Source organism: Paenibacillus sp. FSL H7-0323, assembly GCF_038002725.1.
Classification (GTDB): Bacteria; Bacillota; Bacilli; order Paenibacillales; family Paenibacillaceae; genus Paenibacillus_AQ; species Paenibacillus_AQ odorifer.
This window is the reverse complement of record NZ_JBBODB010000001.1, coordinates 3454921-3481510: the sequence shown is the minus strand read 5'-3', so window position 1 is coordinate 3481510 and position 26590 is coordinate 3454921. Positions and strand designations below refer to the sequence as shown.

General features: G+C 45.2%; 24 protein-coding genes. 18 read left to right on the top strand and 6 right to left on the bottom strand.

Annotated elements, in window-relative coordinates:
• The first annotated feature begins 46 nt into the window (after positions 1–46).
• Both MHH89_RS15890 and MHH89_RS15885 read left to right on the top strand, forming a co-directional pair.
• Entirely contained in the window at positions 47–967 is a 921-nt protein-coding gene (locus MHH89_RS15890) for an ABC transporter ATP-binding protein (protein WP_076310699.1), read from the top strand.
• The gene (locus MHH89_RS15885) at positions 964–1746 is read left to right on the top strand and encodes a hypothetical protein (RefSeq protein ID WP_076130409.1); all 783 of its coding nucleotides are present in this window, start codon (positions 964–966) and stop codon (positions 1744–1746) included. Before MHH89_RS15890 ends, MHH89_RS15885 begins: the two co-directional genes overlap by 4 nt.
• 210 nt (positions 1747–1956) lie before the next feature.
• On the opposite strand, the gene MHH89_RS15880 is transcribed toward MHH89_RS15885, so the two are convergent.
• The 3 genes from MHH89_RS15880 to MHH89_RS15870 all read right to left on the bottom strand — a co-directional run bounded on the left by MHH89_RS15880 (position 1957) and on the right by MHH89_RS15870 (position 5660).
• The gene (locus tag MHH89_RS15880; RefSeq protein ID WP_370510776.1) at positions 1957–2865 is read right to left on the bottom strand and encodes an aldo/keto reductase; all 909 of its coding nucleotides are present in this window, start codon (positions 2863–2865) and stop codon (positions 1957–1959) included.
• Between the two features lie 174 nt (positions 2866–3039).
• Positions 3040–4230, bottom strand: coding sequence for an enoyl-ACP reductase FabV (gene fabV, locus MHH89_RS15875; RefSeq protein WP_339169429.1), 1191 nt, complete (start codon positions 4228–4230; stop codon positions 3040–3042).
• A 494-nt stretch (positions 4231–4724) separates the two neighbouring features.
• The gene (locus tag MHH89_RS15870) at positions 4725–5660 is read right to left on the bottom strand and encodes an aldo/keto reductase (RefSeq protein ID WP_341087557.1); all 936 of its coding nucleotides are present in this window, start codon (positions 5658–5660) and stop codon (positions 4725–4727) included.
• Between the two features lie 182 nt (positions 5661–5842).
• Between MHH89_RS15870 and MHH89_RS15865 the strand changes: the two genes are divergently transcribed.
• The 11 genes from MHH89_RS15865 (at position 5843) to yajC (ending at position 18643) form a co-directional block, all read left to right on the top strand.
• Complete coding sequence (locus MHH89_RS15865) at positions 5843–6817, top strand: ornithine cyclodeaminase family protein (RefSeq protein ID WP_341087553.1); 975 nt, start codon at positions 5843–5845, stop codon at positions 6815–6817.
• Positions 6818–6831: 14 nt separating this feature from the next.
• Positions 6832–7992, top strand: a complete 1161-nt coding sequence (locus MHH89_RS15860; RefSeq protein ID WP_341087551.1) for a dipeptidase — start codon at positions 6832–6834, stop codon at positions 7990–7992.
• Positions 7993–8003: 11 nt separating this feature from the next.
• Positions 8004–10130: a CocE/NonD family hydrolase gene (locus tag MHH89_RS15855; protein ID WP_341087549.1), complete on the top strand. Its 2127-nt coding sequence runs from the start codon at positions 8004–8006 to the stop codon at positions 10128–10130.
• Positions 10131–10811: 681 nt separating this feature from the next.
• Entirely contained in the window at positions 10812–11537 is a 726-nt protein-coding gene (locus tag MHH89_RS15850; protein ID WP_076310160.1) for a BofC C-terminal domain-containing protein, read from the top strand.
• Between the two features lie 245 nt (positions 11538–11782).
• Positions 11783–12286: a crossover junction endodeoxyribonuclease RuvC gene (gene ruvC, locus MHH89_RS15845; protein WP_036677679.1), complete on the top strand. Its 504-nt coding sequence runs from the start codon at positions 11783–11785 to the stop codon at positions 12284–12286.
• Complete coding sequence (gene ruvA / locus MHH89_RS15840; protein WP_036677675.1) at positions 12283–12900, top strand: Holliday junction branch migration protein RuvA; 618 nt, start codon at positions 12283–12285, stop codon at positions 12898–12900. Before ruvC ends, ruvA begins: the two co-directional genes overlap by 4 nt.
• 36 nt (positions 12901–12936) lie before the next feature.
• A complete protein-coding gene (gene ruvB, locus MHH89_RS15835) occupies positions 12937–13944 on the top strand; it encodes a Holliday junction branch migration DNA helicase RuvB (protein ID WP_036677672.1) in 1008 nt (335 codons plus the stop codon).
• Between the two features lie 32 nt (positions 13945–13976).
• Entirely contained in the window at positions 13977–16076 is a 2100-nt protein-coding gene (locus tag MHH89_RS15830) for a SpoIID/LytB domain-containing protein (protein WP_341087545.1), read from the top strand.
• 9 nt (positions 16077–16085) lie between these two features.
• Complete coding sequence (queA, locus tag MHH89_RS15825) at positions 16086–17114, top strand: tRNA preQ1(34) S-adenosylmethionine ribosyltransferase-isomerase QueA (protein WP_076218789.1); 1029 nt, start codon at positions 16086–16088, stop codon at positions 17112–17114.
• A 21-nt stretch (positions 17115–17135) separates the two neighbouring features.
• On the top strand, positions 17136–18272 hold the full coding sequence (gene tgt, locus MHH89_RS15820) for a tRNA guanosine(34) transglycosylase Tgt (RefSeq protein WP_036677666.1): 1137 nt from the start codon (positions 17136–17138) through the stop codon (positions 18270–18272).
• Between the two features lie 50 nt (positions 18273–18322).
• Positions 18323–18643, top strand: a complete 321-nt coding sequence (gene yajC / locus MHH89_RS15815; RefSeq protein ID WP_038572999.1) for a preprotein translocase subunit YajC — start codon at positions 18323–18325, stop codon at positions 18641–18643.
• A gap of 92 nt (positions 18644–18735) precedes the next feature.
• Here yajC and MHH89_RS15810 read toward each other — a convergent pair whose 3' ends face one another.
• Positions 18736–19575 (bottom strand): phosphatase PAP2 family protein, encoded by an 840-nt coding sequence (locus MHH89_RS15810; RefSeq protein WP_248549480.1) that lies wholly within the window; start codon positions 19573–19575, stop codon positions 18736–18738.
• Between the two features lie 94 nt (positions 19576–19669).
• Positions 19670–20062, bottom strand: a complete 393-nt coding sequence (locus tag MHH89_RS15805) for a TIGR04086 family membrane protein (protein WP_036677660.1) — start codon at positions 20060–20062, stop codon at positions 19670–19672.
• A gap of 226 nt (positions 20063–20288) precedes the next feature.
• Here MHH89_RS15805 and MHH89_RS15800 point away from each other — a divergent pair, with 226 nt between their 5' ends.
• Positions 20289–21053: a DUF421 domain-containing protein gene (locus MHH89_RS15800; RefSeq protein WP_076130399.1), complete on the top strand. Its 765-nt coding sequence runs from the start codon at positions 20289–20291 to the stop codon at positions 21051–21053.
• A gap of 4 nt (positions 21054–21057) precedes the next feature.
• Here MHH89_RS15800 and spoVB read toward each other — a convergent pair whose 3' ends face one another.
• Positions 21058–22656, bottom strand: a complete 1599-nt coding sequence (gene spoVB / locus MHH89_RS15795; RefSeq protein ID WP_076185511.1) for a stage V sporulation protein B — start codon at positions 22654–22656, stop codon at positions 21058–21060.
• A 196-nt stretch (positions 22657–22852) separates the two neighbouring features.
• Here spoVB and MHH89_RS15790 point away from each other — a divergent pair, with 196 nt between their 5' ends.
• The 4 genes from MHH89_RS15790 to MHH89_RS15775 all read left to right on the top strand — a co-directional run bounded on the left by MHH89_RS15790 (position 22853) and on the right by MHH89_RS15775 (position 26562).
• Positions 22853–23104: a post-transcriptional regulator gene (locus MHH89_RS15790; protein WP_036677655.1), complete on the top strand. Its 252-nt coding sequence runs from the start codon at positions 22853–22855 to the stop codon at positions 23102–23104.
• A gap of 221 nt (positions 23105–23325) precedes the next feature.
• The gene (gene secD, locus MHH89_RS15785) at positions 23326–24576 is read left to right on the top strand and encodes a protein translocase subunit SecD (protein ID WP_036677653.1); all 1251 of its coding nucleotides are present in this window, start codon (positions 23326–23328) and stop codon (positions 24574–24576) included.
• Positions 24566–25468, top strand: coding sequence for a protein translocase subunit SecF (secF, locus tag MHH89_RS15780; RefSeq protein ID WP_052097271.1), 903 nt, complete (start codon positions 24566–24568; stop codon positions 25466–25468). The genes secD and secF overlap by 11 nt, the downstream gene beginning before the upstream one ends.
• Before the next feature lie 143 nt (positions 25469–25611).
• Entirely contained in the window at positions 25612–26562 is a 951-nt protein-coding gene (locus MHH89_RS15775) for a cation diffusion facilitator family transporter (RefSeq protein ID WP_036677651.1), read from the top strand.
• Positions 26563–26590 lie beyond the last annotated feature (28 nt).

Here is a 26590-nt window from a genome sequence, read left to right as displayed (position 1 = left end):
TGGCAACATGTTAGGATATGGAAAAGTGAAAAGAGGAGTGTTTGATTTGACTCAAACGATCTTTGAGGCCAAAGGTTTAAGCAAACAATACGGAGAGTCTTTTGCACTTCAGGATGTCTATATGACGATTGGGGCAGGAGATATTTATGGGTTTGTTGGCGAAAATGGGGCAGGTAAAACTACATTAATGAAAATAATAGGCGGATTGGTACATCCGACACATGGCGAAATCTCTCTTTTTGAAAAAAAGGACACAAAAGCTGTTCACGAGGCGAGGCGAAAGGTTGGATTTCTAATTGAAAGGCCAGCGCTTTATCCTAATCTAAATGCAAAGCAAAATCTTACGTTTTATTGCCGTGCGTTTGGGATTAAGGATAAGAGCAGAATTGCGGAAGTATTGCAGGCAGTTTCTCTGGCAGATGCCGGTTCTAAGCTAACCTCAGAATACTCCCTTGGGATGAAACAACGTTTAGGTCTGGCTATTGCTCTACTTAACGATCCCAAATTTCTGGTATTGGACGAGCCTATTAATGGTCTTGATCCGTCAGGCATTGTAGAAGTGCGAAAGATCCTGGAGAAGCTATCTAAAGAACAAGGAGTGACTATACTAATCTCCAGTCATATTTTAAGTGAGTTGCAGCTACTAGCGACCCAATACGGTTTTATTCATAAAGGAAGGTTAATCAAAGAAGCTTCTGCGGAGGAACTCTTGCATACGGCGGAAACTAAGATCTGTATTCGAACGGCTGATCCCGCAGCGACGCTTCAGATTTTGAAAAGTGAACTCCAACTAGAAACCATTACGATCAGCGAAGCTGGAGAAATTCAAATTCCTAAAGTGAGTACAAATCTGGAAGAGCTGATGTCTTTTTTTCTACAGCGGGGCATCCATATTGAAGGGATTAACCTGTCGGCTCCAAATCTTGAGCACTATTATATGGATCTAATTGCTGGAGGTAACGAATGAGGAATTTTCTTAAGGCTGAAGCTTATTATGTAACCAAGGATCCCATGTTCAAGGGGATAAGTCTTCTTTTGCTGTTTGGAAGTGCCTTATTACTGGTTTGGATGGGGGTACAAGTAGGATTTGATATAGACGGTCCTTTAGAGCCTTTAATTACTAGCATTCAGTTATCTTTTTTTCTGTATTTTATCATCCCGATTTACGTTTGTTTTTTTGCTACCGAGGGATTTGAGTATGGGTCGGTTCAAACCATTATCGCTTCGGGTCAGAGCAGGTCATTATATTTACTGGGAAAATATCTGACCGAATTAAAAGTGGTATTATGGTGGGTAATTCAATTTTTTGGTCTTTTTTATGTATTGTATATGCTGGCAGCGCTTGTTACGGGTTCCCATATCGGAAATGAAAGCTTAGAGGGGAAGTTTATCGTTGCTATGGGGGCTATTGGATTCAATATTTTGTATCTCGCAGCTTATTCCGCTGTCGTGCTGTTGTTAGGAGTATTGATGAAAAAATCGGCTACCGCTGTTATTGCCACGTTTGTTTTTGTATTTGGCGATTTTCTGCTCAGTGGTTATCTGAAAGACTCTTCGTATGTATATCTGAGAGTGATTTCTGAAAATACGCTAACGACGCAAATTTTTAAATTCTCTGCTGTAAATTCACATGAAATATATACCCTAAACGAGGGTGTTCGTATGATCCTAATCCCTGTTGTAATCATAGGAGTTTGCTTGAGCGTTGCTTTAATTTCTTTTGAAAAGAGAGATGTGCATCTATAGAAAGGAAGGATGGATTATGAAAAAGGATAACAAAAGAACCACTATGATCTTAAGTATTTCGGTAGTAGTTATTATTTTTTGTGTTCTTTTTGTGAGTATACGAATATCTTGACGCTGTCTATCTAGTTTTACTAGAACGTGAGGATTGAATCGCTCTCTTGTAAAAAAGCCACGGCGTACGTTAATAACGTACCTCGTGGCTTTAGGTGTTTATGGAAGGACATTGCCGGCAGCACGGTAGATTTCATACCATTCTTGCCGAGTGAGAGTAATATCGGAAGCTTTGGCAATATCACGCAAGCGCTGCGTATTAGTTGTGCCAACGACAGGCTGCATATTTGCCGGATGTCTGAGAATCCATGCGATGGCAATCGCTGTATTGGTTACGTCTTTTTCAGCTGCTAAGCGGTTAATGACCTCGTTCAATTCAGGGAACTTATCGTTATCTAAGAATACGCCTTCAAAGAAGCCATATTGGAAAGGCGACCAAGGCTGAATGGTCATGTCATGCAGGCGACTGTACTCCAAAATCCCGCCATCATGAACAACTGAACCGGAGTTAGTCATATTCACATTGAAACCTGTATCAATCATGCCAGTGACCATAATGCTCAATTGCAGCTGGTTGAACAGCAGCGGTTGCTTTACACTTTTTTTAAGCAGCTCGATTTGCAACGGGTTCTGATTGCTGACACCAAAGTGTTTGACCATACCTTTGCTTTCCAGAATATCAAAAGCCTCAGCGACTTCTTCTGGCTCGAACAGCGTATCAGGACGGTGAAGCAGTAGGACGTCGATATAGTCTGTTTTCAAGCGCTTAAGGCTGCCTTCCACGGATTGCAGGATATGTTCCTTGGAGAAATCAAAAAAACCGTTGCGGATTCCGCATTTGGTTTGGATCATCATTTTATCACGCATACCCGGATTGTTCTCCAGTACACCTGCGAATACTTCCTCGGCTTTGCCAGCTGCGTAGATGTCGGCGTGGTCAAAAAAGTCTATTCCGAGCTCGAGGGCACTATGTACATGTGTATCTGCTTCTTTTGCAGATAAATCAGCAATCCGCATACAGCCAAGCGAAATTTGTGACACCTCAAGTGCGCCGTTTGCTACACTAATTTTTTTAACCAAAAGTGACTCACTCCTTCGAATGTTAGTAGAACATGCAGTATTCAATCAAACCATATCATAAAGAGGGGAGGTAAGCCAATGTCTATCTAAAAGAGAAAGAGGTTATCTCGTCAGTAGAATTCACTACTTCAGAGACAACCTCATTTGTCTATAGATCAGTTATTAATACATATTTGGAATGTCGACATTAGGATCAATGTCAGCTTCGTAGTCTACACCCTCTGTTCTAAAACCAAACAGGTTAAAGAAATCTTGGCGGTAACCTTCAAGATCAGCAAGCTCACCTGCATTGTCGGTTGTCAGCTCGTCCCAACGTTTCATAACCTCAGTCTGAACATCCTCACGCATTTCCCAGTCATCAATTCGGATCAAGCAGCCTCCGTCAGCAGTAGCTTCGCCCCCACTGTAAAGATGCTCAGAGAATAAACGGTACATTTGTTCAATACAGTTCTCGTGCAGCCCTTTTTCCTTCATTACTTCATACAATGCAGAGATATAAAGAGGGACTACAGGAATCGCGGAGCTGGATTGGGTTACCAGAGCTTTGTTCACGGAAACAAAAGCACGTCCACCTTGAGTGGACAGGCGATCATTCAGTTGGACCGCTGTTTGTTCCAGATCATGTTTGGCTTGACCAATCGTTCCGTCGCGATAGATAGGGTGAGTGATTTCAGGCCCGATATAGGAGTAAGCAACGGTTGTAGCTCCATCGGCAAGCACGCCAGCTGCTTGAAGCTGATCGATCCACATTCTCCAATCTTCGCCGCCCATAACTGCGATGGTCTGACGTACTTCCTCTTCTGAAGCAGGCTCAATAGTGGTCATGGAAACTTCACCTGTGTGGAAGTTCAAGGTTTTGTTTGAATAAGCGGTTCCCACCGGTTTAATGACGGAGGAGAAGGTTTCTCCTGTTACCGGATGAGTGCGGCGTGGTGAAGCGACACTATAGACAACTAAATCAACTGTGCCATATTCAGCTTTAATCAATTCAATGGTCTTCTCTTTGATAGCATCGGAGAAGGCATCGCCAACTATGCTGTGAGATTTAAGTCCAAGCTGCGCTGCTTGTTGTTCAAAAGCTGCGGAGTTGTACCAGCCAGCAGAAGCTGTACGTTGACCTTCAGCAGCTTTATCAAAGAAAACACCAATAGTGTTGGCGCCAGCACCGAAAGCGGCTGAAATTCTGGAAGCTAGTCCGTATCCGGTAGAAGCGCCAATGACTAGTACATTAGCAGGTCCCTCAATTTTCTTTTGTGCTTTTACATATTCAATTTGTTGTTGTATTTGTTTGGCGCATCCCTCTGGATGGGCTGTTGTACATATAAATCCGCGAGTTTTAGGTTGAATAATCATCAAGGAATTCCCCTTTTTATAAAAATTAAAGTCCAATGTTACTTCAGAGAAAGTATAGCAAACAATATTTACTAATACAAAGAATTTAGGATATTGGAGAAGAATGATTGCTCTCCACTACGATCGACTGCCATCCGCTGCCGCTTACGGACCCAGATGACGTTATATGCAAATTTATCGCCTTTTCAGCAGGGTTTCGGACCCCAGAGACGTTATTGCTTAGAAAAAGGTTCATATTAGGTGTATTTCGTGCCAATAGCGGCTATGAGGTCCGTTGGAATTCAAAATGTGCAATAATGCTGCGTTAAGGGTCAACTGTGTCCGATAGGGGCATTGTGCGGGGAGCTGTGATAGGTCGACCGAATGACGAATCTTACGAATCGTGGCAATCGAACTATCTAACCCGAATCATCCGATGAACCCAAGCAGAAAAGGGGCTGCCCCAGCAGCCATTTCGTGGCCATGGGACAACCCCTTAATCTAATGAGGCTAGATTACGCCTTAAATATGGAATCTATAGTTTTGATCTCTTCTGGTGTCAGCTGCACCTTCAGCGTCTCTAAGTTGGAAACGATCTGCTCAGGACGTTTGGCGCCCGGAATAAGCGCATCTATGGAAGGTACGGTCAAATACCAGGCAAGTACGACATGTGCGACTTCGACACCTTTAGCATTGGCAATCTGACGAACTTTGTCCACCTTCTCCAGATTCTTGGCAAAGGTCTCCCCTTGAAATAGCGGGTCATTTTTTCTAATGTCGCTGAATGTATCGCCTTGCTTATATTTGCCGCCCAGCAGGCCCGACGCAAGTGGGAAATAGGGCACGAAAGAAATGCCATGCTCCTGCGTATAAGGCAGCAAATCTTGTTCCGCATCACGATGCAGCAGATTGTAGTGGGATTGAAGAACATCCACATGACCGTCTTTGTTGGCTTGTTTCAGCTGTTCAATGGAGAAGTTAGACACCCCGATGGCTCTAATCTTTCCTTCATCCTTCAGCTTCTTAAGTTCACCTACAGCTTCGTCCTTAGGTGTGCTTTCATCAGGGAAATGAATATAGTAAAGATCAATATAATCGGTCTGGAGGCGTTTCAAGCTGTCTTCTACAGACTGTCTTAGAAAAGCTGGAGAGTTGTCGAGTGTAATCTTGTCACCGGTAATCACGTGAGCGCCTTTAGTAGCAATGACCACATTGTCGCGGCCGCCTCTTTCCTTCAGCACTTCGCCAATCAGTTCCTCGGATCTTCCTGGTCCATAAATAAAGGCGGAATCAATAAAATTAATCCCATGATCCAGAGCGCTGCGCACAATATTTCTGCCGGTTTCATCATTTAAACCCGGAAATAAATTATGCCCGCCAACAGCATTGGCACCCAGACCCAGCGGGAGAACCTGCAGATTGGTTTTTCCTAAAGTTATTTTATTAGCCATAATCAATAGTCAGCTCCTTAAAATATAATACGTACTATATTAAGTATAGAGAATAACTCGGGTCAGGACAAATTTTGCCTTCCAGCTTTATACATGAATATTTAAACCGGATAAGTTATGATAGTAAGAAAATTTTATATTCGCGTTCGTGCAATCATGATGAGGAGAAGGAGGTCCGTCTTATGCTAGTCATTAATCAAAATGAAGTGGCCGAACTGTTAGCTATGGAATCTTGCATCTCCGTTATGGAATCTGTTTTGAAGGCTCTTTCCGCTGGACAAGCGGTACAAAGCTTAAGACAAGTGCTTCCTTTAAAAAAGAGCAATCTGCTCGGCTTAATGCCGGGTTATTTGCAGCATGAAGAGGTAGCTGGTGCCAAAATCATCAGTGTATTTCCCAGCAATCATGGTTCAGGCCTGCCTTCTCATCAAGGTCTTGTTACCCTATTCGATTCATCTACGGGTGTTCTGAAGGCTATAGTGGATGGACAAAAGATTACAGCCATTCGTACGGCGGCAGTCAGTGCAGCAGCAACCCGATATCTGGCCAGAGAGGATGCCGAAATCCTTGCTCTTCTTGGAACTGGGGAACAAGCAAAAAGTCATCTGGAAGCGATGTTGCGGGTTCGACCCATCCGTGAGGTAAAAGTATGGAGCAGGACACTCGCAAAGGCACAGGATTTTCAAATGGAGATGAGCCAAAAATATGATGTGCAGATCATTGTTGCCGAGACAGTTCAAGCGGCAGTCAGCGCAGCGGATATCATTTGTACCGTGACAGCATCCACCGAACCTGTGCTCAAGGGAGAATGGCTGAAACCGGGTGTACATATCAATGCTGTCGGCGCATGCAGACCAAATGACCGTGAGCTGGATTCGGAGACCGTCCAATTAGCTAAGTTATATGTAGATCGGCTGGAATCCGCTCAGAATGAATCTGGGGATTATTTAATCCCGCTGAACGAAGGCAAAATTACAGCAGATCATATTGTCGGGGAGATTGGTGAGCTGATCAGTGGCACTATCGAGGGCAGAAGGTCCGCAGCTGACATTACTCTTTTTAAAGGATTAGGGCTGGCCATTGAGGATTTAGCAGCAGCTAATTTTATATATAATGAAGCTGTTAGATTACATAAAGGCACTGAAATTGCATTCTAAGGAGCGACTACACGATGAGCACTTATGAAGGTCTGTATGATTTCAAGTTGACGGAGCAAGAGGAGGAGCGGGCTAAACGCTTGCATGAGCAGAACATTATTATCGATTTGCTGTTTCAAGGTCCCTTATCTCCAAGCGCGATTCCAGACTCTATCTCTGACAGAATCAAAGAATTATGTGAGCCTTATAAAGATGAGCCAATGGTATACAGCAGTATGCCTGCAAAAATCATCACAAAGCTATCTGCGAGCGGAGAGATCCCTGAGTATAAGGAAGAGTGGTACAAGTCCGGAATTACAGCAGGGAACCGCGAACTTCATTTGGAATCCTTAGACAGCATCATTACAAGCATGGCAGAGGTGCAACTGCAATTCGATTCTGCAGATTGGTTAATCAAAGCCTTAACTGCCGAAGACATACGTGCTGCCAAGCGTAATGGTTATAAAGCGGGCATTATCACAGCACAAGAAACGGATGGTCTGGGCACGAATCTCGATCAATTAGATGTACTTTATAACTTCGGATTAAGAATTATACAATTGACCTACAACAATCAGAACCAGATTGGGGCGGGCTGCGCAGAACAATCGAACGCCGGGGTCACTAATTTTGGGAAAAGATTCATTGCACGCTTGAACAAGCTGGGGATCATTGTAGATACGGGGCATTGCGGGAAACAGACTACGTTAGATGCCTGCGCTTATTCCACAACTCCGGTGATTGCTTCACATACGGGTGTAGAGGCGATCTATCCGCATATGCGCTGTAAAAGTGATGAGGAGATTATCGCGATAGCCAAGACGGGTGGAGTTATTGGTATTTTTGCTATGCCTTGGTTTGTTCATGAAGATCCTAAACATACAACTATTGACCATGTGCTGGATCATATCGAATATGTAATCCGGCTTGTAGGCGTGGATCATGTCGGAATTGGAACGGATTGGCCGATGAGCGATGTGCTCTGGTCATTGGTTTATTTTAAAGAACATATCGCACCCAAGCTTGGATTCGCCAAAGGAGACGGACCTTCTACAGAAACCGTTGCTGGACTTAAGAAATATAGTTATTTTATTAACTTTACTAGAGGTTTGGTTGCCCGCGGTTATGCGGATGCAGATATTGCTAAGATCATGGGCGGCAACTGGCTGCGCGTATTTGAAGAAATTTGCGGATAGGGGATAAACAGATGACAACCTACTTACACACATCTACATTTAACGTCTACTTTTCTGGTGTTTATACAGGCAAAATTCATTTTACAGAGCAACAGATCATGCTAGCTAAGGTCGATCCGCGCAGAAGAACGCAAATGCAGGACAATGTGCTGGATGGACAGTTCAAGACCGTACTCCCGCTTCAAAAAATCCATAAACATTTGGATGCTTATGCTAATGCAGAATGGGCAGAAGACGAGGTAGTGCTGAGTAATGGCGATATCTATCAAAAGCATATCCAGTATCAGGCGCAGATTGAAGGCCGCGAACTGACCTCACAAGTATGGGCGCTGCGCAAAGAGACGGCTCTGGACATTGTGACTTTGGACGGGGAAATTATCGCTTTTTTAACGCCGAATCGGTATGGTATTGAGCTTATGGTTAAAGCAGGTTATGAGAAGCTGACTCCGTTAGTGGTCTACGACGATCCTCTTCTATCCAAGGCAGAATATGGTGTGAACGATTTGGGTACTGATCTGATTCCGATGCGCGATGGGGTGAAGTTGGCGACAGATGTTTTTTTACCAGAGGGCATTAAGCCGGGAACTAAGCTGCCGACAATTCTCGTAAGAACATGTTATGACCGCAACGGAAAAAAAGAGATTTTTATGAGATGGGCCAATAAAGGTTATGCAGTAGTATCGCAGGATGTTAGAGGTCGGGCAGATTCGGAAGGCGAACTGATTCCTTTTTATAATGAACGGGATGACGGTTATGATACGATTGATTGGATTATTGCTCAGGAATGGTCGGATGGCAACGTCGGCATGTGGGGCGCATCCTATCTAGGTTTTGTTGTTGTGGCGGCGGCCACCAGTGGGCACCCGAATCTGAAGGCGGTTGTGGATGAAGTGAACGTGGGCTCTCCATTTGTTGATACCGTTCGCAAAGGGGGAACCCTTTGTTCTTGGCCATTGCTCTCTTGGACTCTTGCTCAATCTGTGGGTACTCGGACGGATTTTGATATCTTTGGAGGCATTACGGTGAATCCGGAAGCAGCCGTTGATGCAAGACCGATTAAAGAGATCCCTCAGCAAATGATTGGCAAAACATCAGGTCCATGGGATCTGTGGAGCCAGCATCCGGAGTATGATGATTTCTGGAAAAACTGTACTTTTACCGAGCGCGGTGATCAGGTGCAGGTGCCTATGTATGTTATCTCAGGCTGGTATGACGGCGACAGCGCCGGCGTATCGGAAACATGGAGAATGCTAACAGAACATGATGTGCCAAATCGAAAAATCCGTCTGGGCGCTTGGGAGCACGGGCCGAACAGAGCTAGAGACTACGAAGGCGTGAGCTTCGGCAATGATGCCGTAGTCTATGATTACGATGTTTCTGTGCTGCGCTGGTTCGACCGCTTCCTCAAAGGCATTCCAAATGGAATAGAGCAGGAGCCTAGAGCCTCTTATTATGTTGTTGGTGAAAATCAGTGGAGAACGTCCGCGGATTGGACACCTGCTGAAGCCACCACTTCTTCCTTCTACCTTTCCAGCGGCGGGCGAGCGAATTCAGGACAAGGGGATGGGCAACTGCTTGCAGCGCCTGAGGAACATTCTCCTGAAGATACTTATATCTATAATCCTCATGATCCTATGAATGATCGCGGTGAACGAGAGCCTGAGAATTTGCGAAAATACGAGCTGCGCAATGATATCCTTGTCTACACTAGTGATATTCTGACGGATGAGCTGACTGTGGCCGGAGAATTGTCTGCGGTTATCTATGCTGCCAGCACTGGCAAAGATACGGATTGGGTTGTTACGCTTAGTGACGTGAATGAACAAGGGGACTCTATCCGGTTATCCAATTATATTGTCAGAGCTAAATACCGTCATGGATTGGAAGCGCCTGAGCTGCTGATTCCCGGGCAGGTGGAGAAATATGATATTTTCATGCCGAATATTGCCCATAGATTTGCTGTGGGACACCGAATTCGGTTCTCGATTACTTCGTCCAGTAAATTCGTTGCTTTCCCTAATACAAATACAGGCAGTAATCCGTATGAAGATTCAGAAGCGATTACTGTGCTGCAGACTGTTTACCATAATCGTGAGTATCCGAGCCATGTGAAGCTGCCGGTGGTTCCTAACGCTTAAATGTGACTTTAATACGAAGAAGGGGCTGAACAAAGGTAAAGGGAATTAACACTTGAAGCTGAAGCTGCATTTGATGACAAATGATGCTTCAAGTGACGTACCGAGAGAGTACTGAGTGAACACCGAGTGCGGCCTAGGTGAAACAAAAAGTGAAGAATGAGCTTATCCTTCAATTGAAGCGAAAAGTAAAACTCTTATAGAGCGATTAGGGAATTTCTCCCTGAAATTCTTAGGATTCTGGTCGTCAGGCATATAATTGAGGAAAAACTCCCTAATTTTATGTCTGATTCCCCGGAAATAAGGAAAACAGCCTATTTATTAGGGAGGAATTCCCTGGTTTCGTTCATTTAGAGCAAATTTCTCCTACTTTCAGGGAGTTTTTCCCTAATTAGTTTTAGATCCACTCCGCACAACGCGCAAACGCAGAACACATACTCCCAGCACCAGAACGCATTCCCCATCCCGCAAACGCAGAACGCCTACATCGCCACCATCCCAAACGCCCAATCCAATGGCATAGCACACTAAGAACTAAATAGTCTATTGGTTATACCATAAATCTTGAACTATACTGCAAGGTCAACCTTGTATTTTTGGAGAAATGTCGATTATTCACAGAAAAGCGCATAAATGCTCCCTTCTTAGGTCACAATAGGGAAAAACCAGAATGAAGGGATTAACGTGAACGCGTTTCGCTTAAAAAAACAACTTTGGCGGCGATGGAGACGTTGGAAAAAGGCGCTTTGGGTAGGAGCTGCTTGTATAGCTTTTGCTGTACTGGCTTGGCGCAGTATGCAGGTACCTGAGGAAATCAGTGGTCTGCTGACGAATTCTAGCTGGGCGGATAGTGCCGATAGTGAGCTGGCCGCAGCTGTCTTTAAAGTAGGCGAGGACAGTGATGAGGCAAAAGAGAAGGGCACTTTAAATAATGAACAACTGCTGCAAACCATCACCCAAAGTGGGCTCAGCAGAACCGTTCATTTAAAAACAACCTATGTGTCCGGAGAAGAGATTCAGACGTTGCCGGGCGTAAAGAACCCGCTTCAGCTGAAGACTATAATCAATGAACACCCTGAATGGAGCGGTTGGATTAGTTCAGAAGGGGATTTGTGGCTGGAACAAAAAGTGAATGATTTATCGACAATGATAAAAAATAAAGCTTACATTGGTGTAGATGCGTTTGGGAATTTGACCTTGTTTAAAGGTCCGCCAGTTCAGGAGAAGGTACTGAAGACTTTTTTTCAAATGGATATGGGTTCCCTGAAATCCTCATTGCCGGAAAATATTTGGAAAGAGCTTCATGAGGGGATTCGTGTTCAGGATATTGAAGAGTACAACAGTGTGCTGTCTACCTTCAGTGATTATGCCCGCGAAGCTGCTGAGCATGTCATGCAGAACAAGCAATAGCTTTGATAAAGCTGTCCTAAAGTCATTATTAATGGCTGAGGGCAGCTTTTTTGTGTGAAATGAAACGGGGAAGAGTCTTAACTGTAGGCCTAAAGTTGCCATTTCGCTGCAAACAGTAAACTTTTTTTCTCCCGCAAGGGGGATTTTTGCTATAATGGTTAGAAGGAATACATATGTTCGCTTCATGGCGGAGGAATGGATGAAAACGGTGGAATAATCTGCCTGTTATAGAGGAGAGATCGTGTTTGCGTATTTTGGGAATTGATCCGGGGCTGGCGATCGTCGGCTTTGGCTTTGTGGATAAGGAAGGACATAAACTGACCCCCGTCCAATATGGTTGTATTCAGACTGAGGCTCATACGCCTGAAGAAGAACGACTGCTGCATGTCTATGAAGGCATGGGTCAGCTCATTGATAAATATAAACCCGATGCTGTGGCGATAGAAAAGCTGTTTTTCGCTCGCAACGTTACTACAGCATTGCCAGTGGCGCAGGCCCGCGGTGTGACTATATTAGCTGCAGTACAGCGGGGTCTCCCCGTCTCGGAATATACACCTATGATGGTAAAGCAGGCTGTTGTGGGTTATGGTAAGGCTGAGAAACGGCAGGTCCAGGAAATGGTGAAGCTGCTGCTGAAGCTATCGGCGATTCCGAAACCCGATGATGTGGCGGATGCGCTGGCGGTAGCGGTATGCCATGCCCATTCGAGCAGTCTTAATTCTAAATTAAATGAGGTATTGCGAAAATGATAGATTTCTTAAGAGGACCCGTCGTTCATTTGGAGTCGGAATATGTGGTGCTGGATGTGCAGGGAGTAGGATACCGGGTATTCTGCCCGAATCCTTATGCTTTTGCTAAAGTAGAAGGACCTGTAACGATCTATATTCATTACCAAACACGTGAGGACGCTACGCTATTATTTGGGTTCCCGACTCGTGAGGAACAAAAATTGTTCCGCAAGCTGATAGAGGTATCTGGCATCGGTCCTAGGGTTGCGCTTGGAATCCTGACAGGTGGAACACCGGATCAGTTGATTTCAGCGATTTATCAAGAGAATATAACGTTCTTAACGAAATTACCGGGCATTGGCAAAAAGACGGCACAGCGTATGATCCTTGATTTGAAGGACAAGCTGGACGGACTCAGTATGGCTTCAATGCAAACGGGATTGTTTGCAGTGCCAACGGAAGAAGCAACGGATGGATTGGCCTGGCAAGAGGCGCGGGATGCGCTTAAGGGGCTGGGTTATACCGAAAGCGAATTGGACCGCGTGTGGCTCGCGTTGAAGAAAGAGGGAGCAGAGACAGGCACTGTAGATGTGCTGATGAAGAAAGCACTAGGGCTGCTATATATAGCTAAGTAAAGCCGTACACATCCTAAAGAAAGGGAGCGATAGGAAATGGATGACCGGATTATATCCGCGAATTTGATGATGGATGAGCAGGCGGTAGAACTAAGCTTGCGTCCTCGTTATCTGGGAGAATATATCGGCCAGACTCAGGTGAAAGAAAACCTGAAGGTATATATAGAAGCGGCCAAAATGAGAAGCGAAGCGCTGGATCATGTACTGCTGTACGGACCTCCGGGTCTGGGCAAAACAACGCTCGCTAATATTATCGCCAATGAGCTGGGTGTGAACCTGCGAACAACTTCCGGCCCTGCGATAGAGCGTCCAGGCGATCTTGCCGCTCTGCTGACGAATCTGCAGGAAGGCGACGTGCTTTTCATCGATGAGATTCACCGTTTACACCGCACGGTTGAGGAGGTTATGTATCCTGCGATGGAGGATTTCGCGCTGGATATCATGATCGGCAAAGGGCCAAGTGCCCGTTCGGTACGATTGGATTTGCCGCCGTTCACACTGATAGGTGCCACAACCCGGGCAGGACTACTGTCTGCACCACTGCGTGATCGTTTCGGAGTGGTCAGTCGCCTGGAATTCTATAACATAGATGAGCTGAGTTACATTGTTTCTCGAAATGCGGATCTTTTAGGCATTGAGATTGTTGGCGATGCAGCAGAAGAGATCGCGCTTCGTTCGCGGGGCACGCCGCGGATTGCTAACCGCTTATTGAAGCGGGTCCGTGATTTTGCTCAAGTGCGCGGAGATGGAATTATAACTCCTGAAATTTCTGGGGAAGCATTGAAGATGCTTCAGGTGGACCCACGTGGGCTGGACAGTATTGACCACAAGATGTTAAGTGCTATGATTTCAAGCTTTCGCGGCGGTCCTGTAGGACTGGATACGATTGCAGCTACGATTGGTGAGGAAAGTCAGACGATTGAGGACGTATATGAGCCGTACCTGCTGCAGATAGGTTTCTTGCAGCGGAGTCCGCGTGGAAGAATTGTAACCCCGGCCGCTTATCATCATTTAGGGCTTCCGCTCCCTCCGGAGCAGCACTAGTTCGTCACTACAATTATAAAGGAGGATGCTGGATGAAGCATACGAAGAGGAAATGGAGAGGGGTCGCCCCGCTAAGCAAAGGATTGCTTGCGGCTGCGCTTGCTGTAGGAAGTTTCCTGATCCCTGCGGGTGCCAGTCATGCCGATTCTAATAGCACGATACGAGTTGCTCTTTATGCTGATATTGGAAGTAAATATAAATCCACTGTGCCAGCAGTAACACTGCTATCAACGCAAAGCTTTACTTTGCTGTCGGATCAAGCAGGAAGTGCTCCTTTGGTGTCTGTCCCAGCACAGAAGCAAATTCGTGTAAGTCTGGACGGATATAGAGTTAAGGTGATGGAGGTTTCAAGCTGGCAGACAGCAGCGGATGCAGCTAAAAAGCTCCAATCCACCTCCGATAAACCGCAGATTTTTGCAATCTCCAGAAATGGAGCGACTGTGTATCAGTTGTACACGGGCGTCTATGCTAGTGAAGCAGCTGCCAAGGATGGGCTTACCCGTGTAGTCAAAGCAGGGTTGAGCATTCCTGCTGACCAAACCCCAGCAGTGAAAGGTAATAAACATTTATCAGCTGGCCGCTATTCTTCGGAGCAGGAAGCAGATGTGGCGCTTAATAGCCTCACTGCAGCTGGTTTGGATGCTTGGAAGGTGTTTCTGGCAGGAAACGATGGCAGTGCACAAGTAGAGGTATGGGTAGGCGAAGCTGCCAACGATAGTGATTTAACAGCTGTTCAGGCCGCTGTGTCTACGGCGGCACCACAATTTACGGTTTCGGTGGCGACCTCGCCCGGATTAATACTGCGTAAGGATGCCGGACTGGATTTTAGCAGTGAAACTCAAGCCGATCATTATCTGGTTTCTGGAAGCAATGCTAAATTTCTTGCTGCAGGCAGCGAGGCTGGGATTCAGTTAGTGGAAAGATCCAAGCGTACATATCGCGGAAATTTGGAACTGAGCAATTTGAGCGGATCGCTGGCTGTAATTAATGTAGTGCCGCTGGAGCAATATTTGTATGCCGTAGTTGGAGGAGAGGTTTCCTCCAGCTGGCCAGAAGAAGCGCTAAAAGCTCAGGCTGTCGCCGCCCGCAGCTATGCGCTGTCCCAAGGCAACCGTTTTGATGTAGCGAATGTAGTAGATACCACTCTTAGTCAGGTATATAACGGAATCGGGTCTGAAGCTCCCTCCATTATCAAAGCTGTAGATACTACTGCTGGTGAAGTGCTGATGAGTGGTGGTAAAGTTGTTGAGGCTGTATTTTCTTCCAATAGTGGAGGTATGACAGCTGACCCTTCAGAGGTTTGGGCGAATGGTGGCGATGTATTTGCTAGTGTTCCAAGCGTTGAAGATGTTTCGGCTGCTGCTGCTAAGAAGTGGTATTATGTTCTGCTTGCGAATGGTACCTCTGGTTATGCACGTGAAGATAATATTAAATTGACGGGTAGCAAAACCGCTGCCGGACTCGATATAGTTACCGCTACAACCAAAGATGTGAATATACGTCCTCTGCCAGTTATTGAGAGCAGTGTTAGTGCAGTCGGAAAGCTGAATCCGGGTGAGAACGCTGTGGCTCTGGATAAAGTATATGAGTCTGGCAGCTATAGCTGGATTAAAGGGCCGTATACCTCTGCTGAACTTCTAAAAAGCCTGCAGGGTAAAACAACAAGCACGCTCCCTTCCAGCATCTCTAACCTGCAGGTCACCCAGCGCGGTCCTTCTGGAAGAGTGATTCAGGTGAAAGCTAATGGTCAGGCTCTGAATGTGAAATATCCTGATATGTTCCGCTCCGCGTTTAATGGATTACCTAGTACATTGTTTGATATTGTGGCACCCGGAAGTTATACTGTATTAGGCGCTGACGGCGCTACCGCCACAATTAGCAGCTCGCAGAGTGCTGGCGTGCTTTCCGCATCGGGGAAGGTTAATGTGAATGGCAGTGGAACTGTAGTGATGGGCGGAGATTCTGCGGCCAGAGTGATCACTAACAGCTCGGGCTTTCTGTTCATTGGACAAGGCAACGGCCATGGTCTAGGCATGTCGCAGTGGGGCGTGAAAGGCATGGCGGACAGCGGGTATGATTACAAGCAAATATTGCAACACTATTATAAGAACGTTACTATAGTTAAGGAATGAAGACAGACCATGAATGTAGATGCTTATGATTTTCATTTGCCGGAAGAATTGATTGCCCAGACACCTCTCGCTGATCGCAGTGCTTCTAGACTGCTTCTAGTGAATAAGGAGGATGGAGAGCTGGCTCACCGGCATTTTACCGATATTATTGATTATTTTAATCCCGGAGACACGCTTGTTCTAAATGATACGAGAGTCATTCCAGCGAGATTGTTTGGAGTGAAAGAAGATACTGGTGCTAAGGCGGAAGTGCTTCTCCTAAAGAATCTTGGGGATGATCGCTGGGAAGCACTTGTAAAGCCAGGGAAAAAGCTCAAGACAGGCGCGGTGATTATCTTTAGTGATGAGCTTCGTGCCGTTATCGAGGACGAAGCTGATATGGGCGGCCGTACGCTTCGTTTCATATATCAGGGTATTTTTCAGGAGATTCTGGACAGGCTGGGAACGATGCCGTTGCCACCTTATATTAAGGAAACACTGGATGATCGTGAACGATATCAGACTGTGTATGCTCGGCATGAGGGATCGGCCGCTGCGCCTACCGCAGGGCTTCATTTTACCCAAGAATTGCTGAAACAGATTGAGGCTAAGGGTGTAAATATCGCTTATATCACCCTTCATGTAGGTCTCGGTACTTTTCGTCCGATGTCTGTAGAGAAGGTTGAAGAGCATGTTATGCATTCTGAGTATTTCGTAATGTCTCAAGAAACGGCAGATACCATAAATGCTACTAAGGCACGAGGCGGCCGTATTATTGCAGTTGGCACAACGTCTTGTCGGACACTTGAAACGGTCGGAAGACAATGTGAAGGTGGTCCGCTTGTGGAATGCAGCGGCTGGACGGATATTTTTATCTATCCAGGGTATACGTTCAGTGTAGTAAATGCGCTAATTACCAATTTCCACCTGCCAAAGTCTACTTTGGTTATGTTGGTTAGCGCTTTGGCAGGTCGGGAACATATTCTAGCTGCTTATGAAGAAGCGATAGAGCAGAAGTACCGATTCTTTAGCTTTGGAGATGCAATGTTTATTTATTAAGGTAAGAGGATGGGTTAACTTATGGCAGCAATTACTTATGAGCACATCAAAACGTGCAAACAATCCGGAGCCAGACTTGGAAGAGTCCACACTCCACATGGTGTGATTGAGACACCAGCATTTATGCCAGTCGGCACACAAGCTACAGTTAAGACCATGAGTCCTGAAGAGCTGAAAGAAATGGATGCCCATATTATTTTGAGCAATACTTACCATCTGTTTCTAAGACCAGGCCATGATATTGTTCGTGAAGCTGGTGGACTGCACAAGTTCATGAACTGGGATCGCCCGATTCTGACAGACAGCGGCGGGTTTCAAGTATTCTCGTTAAGCGACATGCGCAAGATTACGGAAGAAGGAGTTCATTTCCGTTCCCATTTAAATGGGGATAAGAAATTCCTGTCTCCGGAAGTAGCGATGGAGGTTCAGAACTCTCTGGGTTCAGATATAATGATGGCATTTGATGAATGTCCTCCATTCCCGGCTGAATATGATTATGTGAAAAAATCCCTAGAGCGCACCACGCGCTGGGCAGAACGTTGCCTGAAAAGTCATGCTCGTCCTAACGATCAGGGTCTTTTTGCTATCGTGCAAGGGGGCATGTATGAAGATCTGCGCCGTCAGAGCGCGGCTGATTTGACTTCCATGGATTTCCCGGGGTATGCTATTGGAGGGCTCAGCGTCGGAGAGTCCAAGCAGCTAATGTATGAAGTGCTGGATTATACAGTTCCCCTGCTGCCACAAGGCAAACCTCGCTATTTGATGGGCGTGGGTTCACCGGATGCGCTGCTGGAAGGATCAATCCGAGGAGTAGACATGTTCGATTGTGTCTTGCCTACTCGTATTGCCCGTAATGGAACAACGATGACCAGTCAGGGAAGACTCGTTGTACGCAACGCTAAGTATGCCCGTGATTTTGGGCCGCTTGATCCGGAGTGTAATTGCTATACATGCCGGAATTATTCCCGCGCTTATTTGCGCCATCTAATCAAAGCCGATGAAACCTTCGGACTTCGATTGACGACATACCACAATTTGCACTTCTTGTTGGATTTAATGCGTAAAGTGCGTGAAGCCATCAAAGAAGATCGGCTGCTTGATTTTCGCGATGAGTTTTTTGCCAAATACGGATTATATGATAATCTTAAAGGCTTTTAGGGTTTGATTTAAGAGTCATGTTTTAATGTACTTTGAAAGGGGGGAGAAATATGATTCAATCGTTTCAATATGCAGCTGGCGCAGGTGGTGGAGGTAGTATACTAGGCCTGGTAGGTCCCTTTGTCCTTATGTTTGTAGTATTCTACTTCTTGCTGATTCGTCCGCAACAAAAGAAGACCAAAACTCGTAACGCAATGTTGAAAGCTCTGAAAAAGGGCGATAAAATCGTTACTATTGGAGGACTTCACGGTACGATCATGGAGATTTCCGATGATATCGTGGTTCTGCGGGTCAACGATGTAACTAAGCTGACTTTTGATCGCGGTTCCATCAGCCACGCTGTGGCGACGGATGTCGAAGAGAAAGTATAGAGTTATTTAAGTACATAAAAAGCGGTGTCTTCTCATTGGAGAGGACACCGCTTTTTTGATCTTTAAGGTTATTAAGATTTAGCAGTTTAACTTTAACGTACATTTGTTACGCGGCTCGGAACGGTAAGCGACTCTTCACGTCCCCGCAAAGTTAATTTGGCGAGTTGAACGCCAACTGTAGAGGCTAGTACAGCTAGCAAGGTTCCACCAATCATATCTGTAAGCCAATGAATGCCCAGATAGAAAATTCCAAAGACGATTACAACTGCGGAAATACTAGTGATGGCCATCCAGCGGCGGTTCCCTGAACGGAAGGCCAGAAGTGCCATTGTAACAGATATGGACGTATGTAGACTCGGGAAGCAGTTATTGAGACCGGATAGCGGTCTATATTCCTGTTCGAATTTCGGAAATACATCCAGCATAGTAAATTTGACGCCCGCTGGCAGATAGGACCAAACCTCGTTTACCGGGAAGTAAAGATAGAATGGAATCGCCAAGGCATAGTTGATAATAATAGCATAGCAGGTGGCATATAACATCACCCGGTTTTTATCTAACAGATAGACTCCTAATGATGCTGCTAGAACAGACTGAAGCATGAAAATGTAGAAAAAGACGATGATCGGTGTTAACCATGGACTGTAGAATATATCCTGAACGGCTTGGACAAAATGACCCTCTAGACCAAATATAAACGGCGTATAATCAGAGGTAAGATGCATTTTTTGTTCAATTTGCAGTTCATATTTATTTATGGCTAATACGCCAAACATTCCTGCAATCAGCAACAAAAACTTATAGGATCGCAGCATCTCTTTCCCAATTTCAACCAATGCCATGAGTGGATTACGTTTAGCGCCAATCCATACTAATATCACTACTAATGCAACTGTGTACAAAACAATATGGTTCATTGATTGGTAAAACAAAGCAATCGAAGCCTCCTTGATCTCTTAATGAAGTCAGATGATCACAGTTTAACATATTTTCAAGGAATGTTTCGAATTTAATGGAATTATAATTTTAGCTTTTTTGTAAATTAACGCCAAACATTCCGCCGAGAGCGCCAATTGCAGCAGCTGCCAGAACCCATAGCAGATCCACACCAGAGGGTGCGCTGTCCAGTGCCAAAAAACCGATCAACAGAACGATAATTCCATAAAATGCGCCTGTAAGACTTCCTTGATACCAGCCTTTGCTCGTGGCTCTGCGACCGGCGGTTAGTCCTCCGAATGCTGCAGCTATGCCGTGTACAATGTATGTGTACATTGAGAGATCCTGCTCCTTCAGACTGCTGCCCCATAACAAAAGTGAGAGGACAAACGCACCCATCAGCATCCAAAGGAATGATCGACATAGGCCAGATAACACAGGATTGGCTATTCTCCACGAGAACATGCGCCGGATTAAATACATGGTACAACCTCCTAAAGTTTTTTTGAGGAAAAAGAATCAACATAGTTATTATTCATTGTATGGGATGGCTTGCCCCAATAGTACAAGAAAGGGCATTGCAGCCTTTTTACCATTAATTAATATGCCGGCTTCCGAATGTTCCCTGCACAGAGCGGTCAGAATAGGGTTACATTAATCCACCCGAGGAAACAAGTCTGCGGGTGAGAATGGAGGGGAGCGAAGCTATATGTTCCAGCATATCTCTACCCATATTTTCTTGACCGTGCTGATGTATTTCTTCATATTCCTGTGTATGCGCATCATGGGGAAGAGGGAAATAGGTAAGCTGTCTGTATTTGATCTAACGATCTCCATCATGATTGCTGAGATTGCTGTTTTTGTGCTTGAGGATATTAATCGGCCGATCTATGAAGGAGTCGTTCCGATGGCAACATTGGTGTTGATACAGGTAATTGTGGCTCAGCTCAGTCTTAAGAGCAGAAAGCTCAGACTTTTAATGGACGGCAAACCGAGCATACTCATTTCTGGCGGCAAGCTGCACCGGGGCGAAATGCGTAGGCAGAGATATAATATTGATGATCTGCTGCAGCAGTTGCGTGGACAGAACATCGCCAGTCCTGCTGACGTGGAATTTGCAATCCTGGAGCCTAGTGGACAGCTAACCGTATTCGAGAAAGAGAAGGGGAGTTCATCCTCTAACCCATCAGGCAATAGCAGTGCAGCTGCTGAGCATAAAAAGAGTGACGATAACAAAGGAAATAAGAACCGTAAGATAGAGCTGCCGAAGAATAAGATCAGATATGAAGGACTTCCAATCCCTCTGATTATGGATGGCAAGGTGCAGGATCAGAATTTAGAGATGATTGGAAAAACCAGATTTTGGTTAAGAACTCAAATTCGTCAAAAAGGAGTATCTGATTTCAAAAATGTATTTCTATGCTCCATAGATCATAAGGGCAGAATTTATGTCGACCGTTTGGACAACAGATAGCTTTTTAGAGCCTGCGTTTGATAAACGGCAGACGGTCCAAATCACGAATTGAGATAAGGCCAGCTAACAGACTGATTCCGAAATACAGGACCATTCCTATCGCAGAGGCAAATATAAATTGAATCCATTGTACATCTGCAATGGGAATGGAAGTGTATACATAATGCACGCCCGCTCCCATAATGACCATTGCACATAAGGTTTTTATGGTTTCGGTTACTCTTAAAGATAATGAAATAAGACTGACCACACTGTATCCGTGAAGCATCGTAACCAGAATGCTGTTCACAATAATGGCTATGATGGCGCCGTAAATTCCATATTCAGGTTGCGATGCCAGTATTACGATCAGAATGATTTTGACTACTGCTCCAATTAAGGTATTGATGAGTGCCCTGCCCGGTCGATCCATAGCTTGCAGCGCAGCTTGTAAAGGAGCTTGAACATAAATGAACAAGGCGAATGGAGCCATGAGCTTCAGCATAGGAGCTGTATCCGCGTTACCATATAACAAATTGCATAGCGGAACCGCCAGGATATACATAAGAACAGCAAAAGGAGCCCCTGTTACCAGCGCAAGCCGCAACGCTTGATGCATACGCTTGTGAATGGTGGGCAAGTCCTTTCTTGCCGCAGCTTCTGATATGGAAGGAACCAGAGACACGGCAAGTGAAGAGGTTAATGCCCCGGGCAGCAGCAATAAAGGAACAACCATCCCTTGTAAAGACCCGTACTGAGCTGTAGCGGCAGCAGCGGCTATACCTGCCAAGGCGAGACTGCGCACAGTAATAATAGATTCCAGCAGATAAGAAAAAGAGCCTACAAGCCGACTTGCCGTAACGGGAATGGATATGCCTAGTAACCGCCGTAATATGGGGGAGTTGGCTTTCACACCTTGTGTATCAGATGGGATAACCTCCGGCTCGAGAGCGGGTTGCTCTGGAGTCGGATTTGTCTGCTTTTTATCTTTTTTAGTAATGACATAATATTGCCACAGAATCGCTAACATTCCGCCAATTTCTCCAACCGTCACACCTAACATCGCTCCAGCCGCCGCCATAGCAATACCCTTAGGAAGCAACAACCAGGAGAACCAGAGCATAAAGAATATTCGAACTAAAGATTCGAAGATGGAGGAGAGCGCCGATGGAATCATGTTCTGCTTGCCTTGGAAATAACCGCGGTAAATTGCAGATACGGCGACAATCCCAATCATTGGGATCATGGCAATAAACGTATAATAAACCCGATGGTCTGTTAAGATAACATTGGAGACCCATGAGGCACTTACCAAAGCAACCAATGTAAAGAAGATTGCAAGTCCAATACTAAGAGCAAGTCCAGTACGTAAAATCAGCCGTGATTTTTCAGGCCGATTCTCTCCTTCTGCTTCCGCCACCATCTTGGCTATCGCCAGTGGAATCCCGCCTGTAATGACAGTAACCAGCACAAGAAAAAAAGGATACGCGAGCTGATACAGACCCACACCTTCTGCTCCGATAATACGGGGTAAAGCAATCCGGGGAATAAATCCAAGCATCCGATTAATGATGCCGGCGGCTAGCAAGATTAAAGTTCCTTGTATAAAGCTCTGTTTCTTCAAAGGTCACGCCTTCTTCCCAAAATGAAATAAAACGCTGGCGAACTTGTCTATTCTTATGGATATGCTGTACCCCTATCTCGGCATGCCTTGTTTTAGTGGCATTAACTTTTTGTGACGGAAGAAGGAAAGCGAAGAACAAGAGTCGAATATCTATGGTGAGCATACGAACATGAGCGATCTTTGGAGGTGTCAACACGTGGAATCGGAACAGTGGAATCATGATCAACATAGTGAAGAAATCGAAGCCATGTGCCGCAGCAAAGCTGAAGAATTCCGGCTCCTCGGCTATGAGTATGTAACCAGCAAGGATATTTGGGATTGCATCAGCCGTAATTATGATAAGGAAGGCTTGCCTCCCCTACATAAGCTGGTAAACGACATTTATTCCTTGAAAGCCAATAGTTACATGAATTATTTGACTATTGCGGCCTATCGGGGGTTGAACTGAACAATAAACCACATATTTCTTTTTGCGAACTGCCTGATAAAGCAGTAAAGTAAGAGAATAATAACTCCACATCTCCTATTAAAACGGATGTCTTGCTGATTTAGGCAGGGGCGGCCGTTTCTTTGTGTGAGTATAGCTCTATCAATGCTGTGAATTGACGGTCATTTCGCGTGTAGCTATAATAGGAATATTGAGTTAATGAAAGGGGAACTAGCTAGAGCATGAAGAGACTAATGGGCTTTTTTATTACCGTGCTCGTTTTGACAGGCGTTATGGCATTTACTACTCCTGGACTGCTGGACAAGGTTAGACTTGGTCTTGACCTGAAAGGCGGATTTGAGATTTTGTATCATGCTGAGCCTATGGAAGCGGGAGCAGCATTGTCCCGAGCTTCTCTGCTGAAGACAGCGGAAAGCTTAGAAAAACGGGCGAATGCGCTCGGAACAAGTGAACCAGAGGTAACTACTGAAGGTACGGACCGTATCCGTTTGAAAATTGCGGGCGTAACGGATGAAGCCGAGGTTCGTAAAAAAATGAAGGAACCTGCAGTTCTGACTTTCCGTAGTGCTGCTGAAGGTGACGCTGAGGGAACTTACAGCAAAATCGAACTGGTAGGTAGTGATTTTGTTGAAGGTGCTGCAGAAGTTGGACGGGATAACCTGAATCAGCCAATCATCAGCATCAAGATTAAGGACAAGGACAAATTTGCAGAGATTACTAAACGTCTCTTGGGAAAGAATCTCGCAATTTACTTGGATGAGAACAAACTATCTGACCCTACGGTACAAGCAGTACTTACCGATGGCAGTGCTTCTATTTCTGGTAACTATACAATTAAGGAAGCGCGCGAACTTGCAGACACGATTAACCTAGGTGCATTGCCACTGAAGCTGACGGAGAAATATTCCCAAAGTGTGGGTGCTACCCTGGGTAAGCAATCGCTTGATCAAACGATTCGAGCAGGTCTGCTGGCTTCTGTGATTATCCTTATTTTCATGATCGGAATGTATCGTTTGCCAGGTCTTTTGGCTAGTTTTGCCTTGCTCTTGCATACATGGGCGCTAATTGCGGTCTTCGTCTTCGCGGACTTCACCTTGACGCTGCCTGGTATAGCCGCATTTATTCTGGGTATAGGTATGGCGGTCGATGCCAATATCATTACCAACGAACGGATAAGGGAAGAAATGCGCAGTGGAAAAAGTATACTGTCCTCCGTTAAGGCAGGGAATAAATCCTCTTTCCGGACAGTAATGGACTCCAATGTGACTACTATTATTGTGGCAGCAGTTATGTTTGCCTTCGGTACAGGTGCGGTCAAAGGCTTTGCATTGGTGCTGATTGTAGAAATCGTGCTGAGTATCGCCACGAATCTTTATTTCTCCCACTGGTTGCTTAGCCAGCTTGTCAAAGCGGGTAAGCTGAACAAACCGAAGAGCTTCGGTGTTAAGGAGAGTGAAATCCGTGCGCTTTAAGAAAGAGCTTGATTTCGTACATTTGAGTAAATATTTCTATATTTTCTCTATCGCATTGACAGTAGCAGGATTGATTTTCCTGGCGACATTTGGCCTGAATTACAGCGTTGACTTTAAAGCTGGATCTAATGTGGACATCTCCCTATCCAAGAATTTGAACTTGGATCAGGTTAAGACTGCAACTAGTGCAATCGATGTCGATCATGAACCGACGATTTCGTTTGGTGATCAGCGTGTGAATATTCGTTATGACGAAGTTCTTGATGAGGCTCAAGATGAAGCCCTAAAAGCTGAAATCCTTAAGCTGGATGACAAAGCATCATTTGAAATTAACACCGTGGACACTGAAATGGCAAAAGAATTGGCACGTAATGCTATTTATGCAGTTCTGATTTCTTGTCTGGGGATTATTATTTATGTAAGTATTCGTTTTGAATGGCGTTTCGCCGTGGCATCGATTGTGGCCTTGCTCCATGATGCCTTTATCGTAGTCGCACTCTTCTCTATCTTCCGCTTGGAAGTGGATTTGACGTTCATTGTAGCGGTGCTTACGATCATCGGTTATTCCATCAATGATACGATCGTTATCTTTGACCGTATCCGTGAGAATTTACGTTTTGGTAAACAGAAAACTTATGAAGACTTGAAACACCTTGTGAACAAAAGTGTGGCTCAAACGCTCATGCGTTCTCTCTATACTGCATTTACCGTATTTATTGCGGCGTTCTTCCTGTTATTGTTCGGTGGCGAGTCGATTAAGATGTTCTCGCTTGCGATGGTAATCGGCTTGCTCTTCGGAGCTTACTCTTCCATCTTTATTGCAAGTCCACTCTGGTTAGTGCTTAAAAAGCGTGAGAAGGTTAAAGTGAAGAGCAGCCCGAATAAAGGTTAGAAGAAATTAGCATCGAAGTTCTACTTTTCTTATACGTTTAAGAAAGCCGCGTCAAATGCGACGCGGCTTTCGAAATCTTTAGGGTCATGTCATGTGTATTGAATCATCATGAGATTACTTGCTATTGGTAAGGAGGGCCTCGTATGAATAAAGAACGATCACCGCAAAGCGAGACGGTTGCTTGGACAGGGATCATTAGCGATGTTACTTTGGCAGTAGCTAAGGGGAGTTTTGGCTATATTTCAGGGAGCAAGGCATTAATGGGGGATGCTTTGTATTCCGGAGCAGATGCAGCAGCTAAACTGGCGGATATTCTTCCGTGGCGCTCTGAGCAAGGGAGAAAGAGTAAGCAACGGATCGAAGAACGGCGGGGCACTAAGGAGCCGCTGCTGGCTATACTTTTTTCGGTATTTATTCTTATGGGGGGACTGCAGATCGCATTCTCTGCAATCCGCGACTTAACAGATGGAAAATCATCTACACACGGACAGCTGGCGTTTGTAACTGTCTTAGTATCTATTGTGTTTAAAGAAGCTGTTTTTCAATATCAATATCGCTACTTTAAAAAAATAGGTGATGGCAGTCATGCTGCATATGTTAATAGTCATCGTTTCAGCTTATATACATCTATCACAGTATTAGTCGGAATTTCGTTATCCATGGGTGGTACCTATTGGCATCCTCTATCTTATATGGATCCTATTGCCGCACTCTTAACCGGAGTTTTAATTCTTCGTAAAGGCTATTCACTCATTGCTAGCTCTATTAACACTAAAAATGCGCAGGAGCTTCCTTCGGAGGAAGCCGCTAATTTTATTGAAACAGTGCAACGTGTTCATGGCGTCATTCGCGTAGAACATTTGAAGGCACTTGAGCAAGGGAATTATGTGAATCTTCAAGTGAAAATCAGTGTGAATCCGCGGATTACGGTGATGGAAGCACAGGATATTTCGGAATGCGCTAGGAAGCTGCTGCAGCACCGGTTTGTTCATGTCGGTGAGGTGCATATGGACGTTGTTCCTTATGATCCCGGCTATCCGTACAAAAGCAATTATGAATTGCCGGATAATGATATTCCTACGTTGCTTCAGTAGTTTGCAAGGTGAGAGAAAGGTGAGTTCT

Excerpts from the sequence above, each read along its gene's own strand:
- MHH89_RS15885 (WP_076130409.1), top strand. The coding sequence starts at position 964 with ATGAGGAATTTTCTTAAGGCTGAAGCTTATTATGTAACCAAGGATCCC.
- fabV (WP_339169429.1), bottom strand. The coding sequence starts at position 4,230 with ATGATTATTCAACCTAAAACTCGCGGATTTATATGTACAACAGCCCAT.
- MHH89_RS15870 (WP_341087557.1), bottom strand. The coding sequence starts at position 5,660 with ATGGCTAATAAAATAACTTTAGGAAAAACCAATCTGCAGGTTCTCCCG.
- MHH89_RS15865 (WP_341087553.1), top strand. The coding sequence starts at position 5,843 with ATGCTAGTCATTAATCAAAATGAAGTGGCCGAACTGTTAGCTATGGAA.
- MHH89_RS15860 (WP_341087551.1), top strand. The coding sequence starts at position 6,832 with ATGAGCACTTATGAAGGTCTGTATGATTTCAAGTTGACGGAGCAAGAG.
- MHH89_RS15855 (WP_341087549.1), top strand. The coding sequence starts at position 8,004 with ATGACAACCTACTTACACACATCTACATTTAACGTCTACTTTTCTGGT.
- ruvA (WP_036677675.1), top strand. The coding sequence starts at position 12,283 with ATGATAGATTTCTTAAGAGGACCCGTCGTTCATTTGGAGTCGGAATAT.
- ruvB (WP_036677672.1), top strand. The coding sequence starts at position 12,937 with ATGGATGACCGGATTATATCCGCGAATTTGATGATGGATGAGCAGGCG.
- MHH89_RS15830 (WP_341087545.1), top strand. The coding sequence starts at position 13,977 with ATGAAGCATACGAAGAGGAAATGGAGAGGGGTCGCCCCGCTAAGCAAA.
- queA (WP_076218789.1), top strand. The coding sequence starts at position 16,086 with ATGAATGTAGATGCTTATGATTTTCATTTGCCGGAAGAATTGATTGCC.
- tgt (WP_036677666.1), top strand. The coding sequence starts at position 17,136 with ATGGCAGCAATTACTTATGAGCACATCAAAACGTGCAAACAATCCGGA.
- yajC (WP_038572999.1), top strand. The coding sequence starts at position 18,323 with ATGATTCAATCGTTTCAATATGCAGCTGGCGCAGGTGGTGGAGGTAGT.
- MHH89_RS15805 (WP_036677660.1), bottom strand. The coding sequence starts at position 20,062 with ATGTATTTAATCCGGCGCATGTTCTCGTGGAGAATAGCCAATCCTGTG.
- MHH89_RS15800 (WP_076130399.1), top strand. The coding sequence starts at position 20,289 with ATGTTCCAGCATATCTCTACCCATATTTTCTTGACCGTGCTGATGTAT.
- secD (WP_036677653.1), top strand. The coding sequence starts at position 23,326 with ATGAAGAGACTAATGGGCTTTTTTATTACCGTGCTCGTTTTGACAGGC.
- MHH89_RS15775 (WP_036677651.1), top strand. The coding sequence starts at position 25,612 with ATGAATAAAGAACGATCACCGCAAAGCGAGACGGTTGCTTGGACAGGG.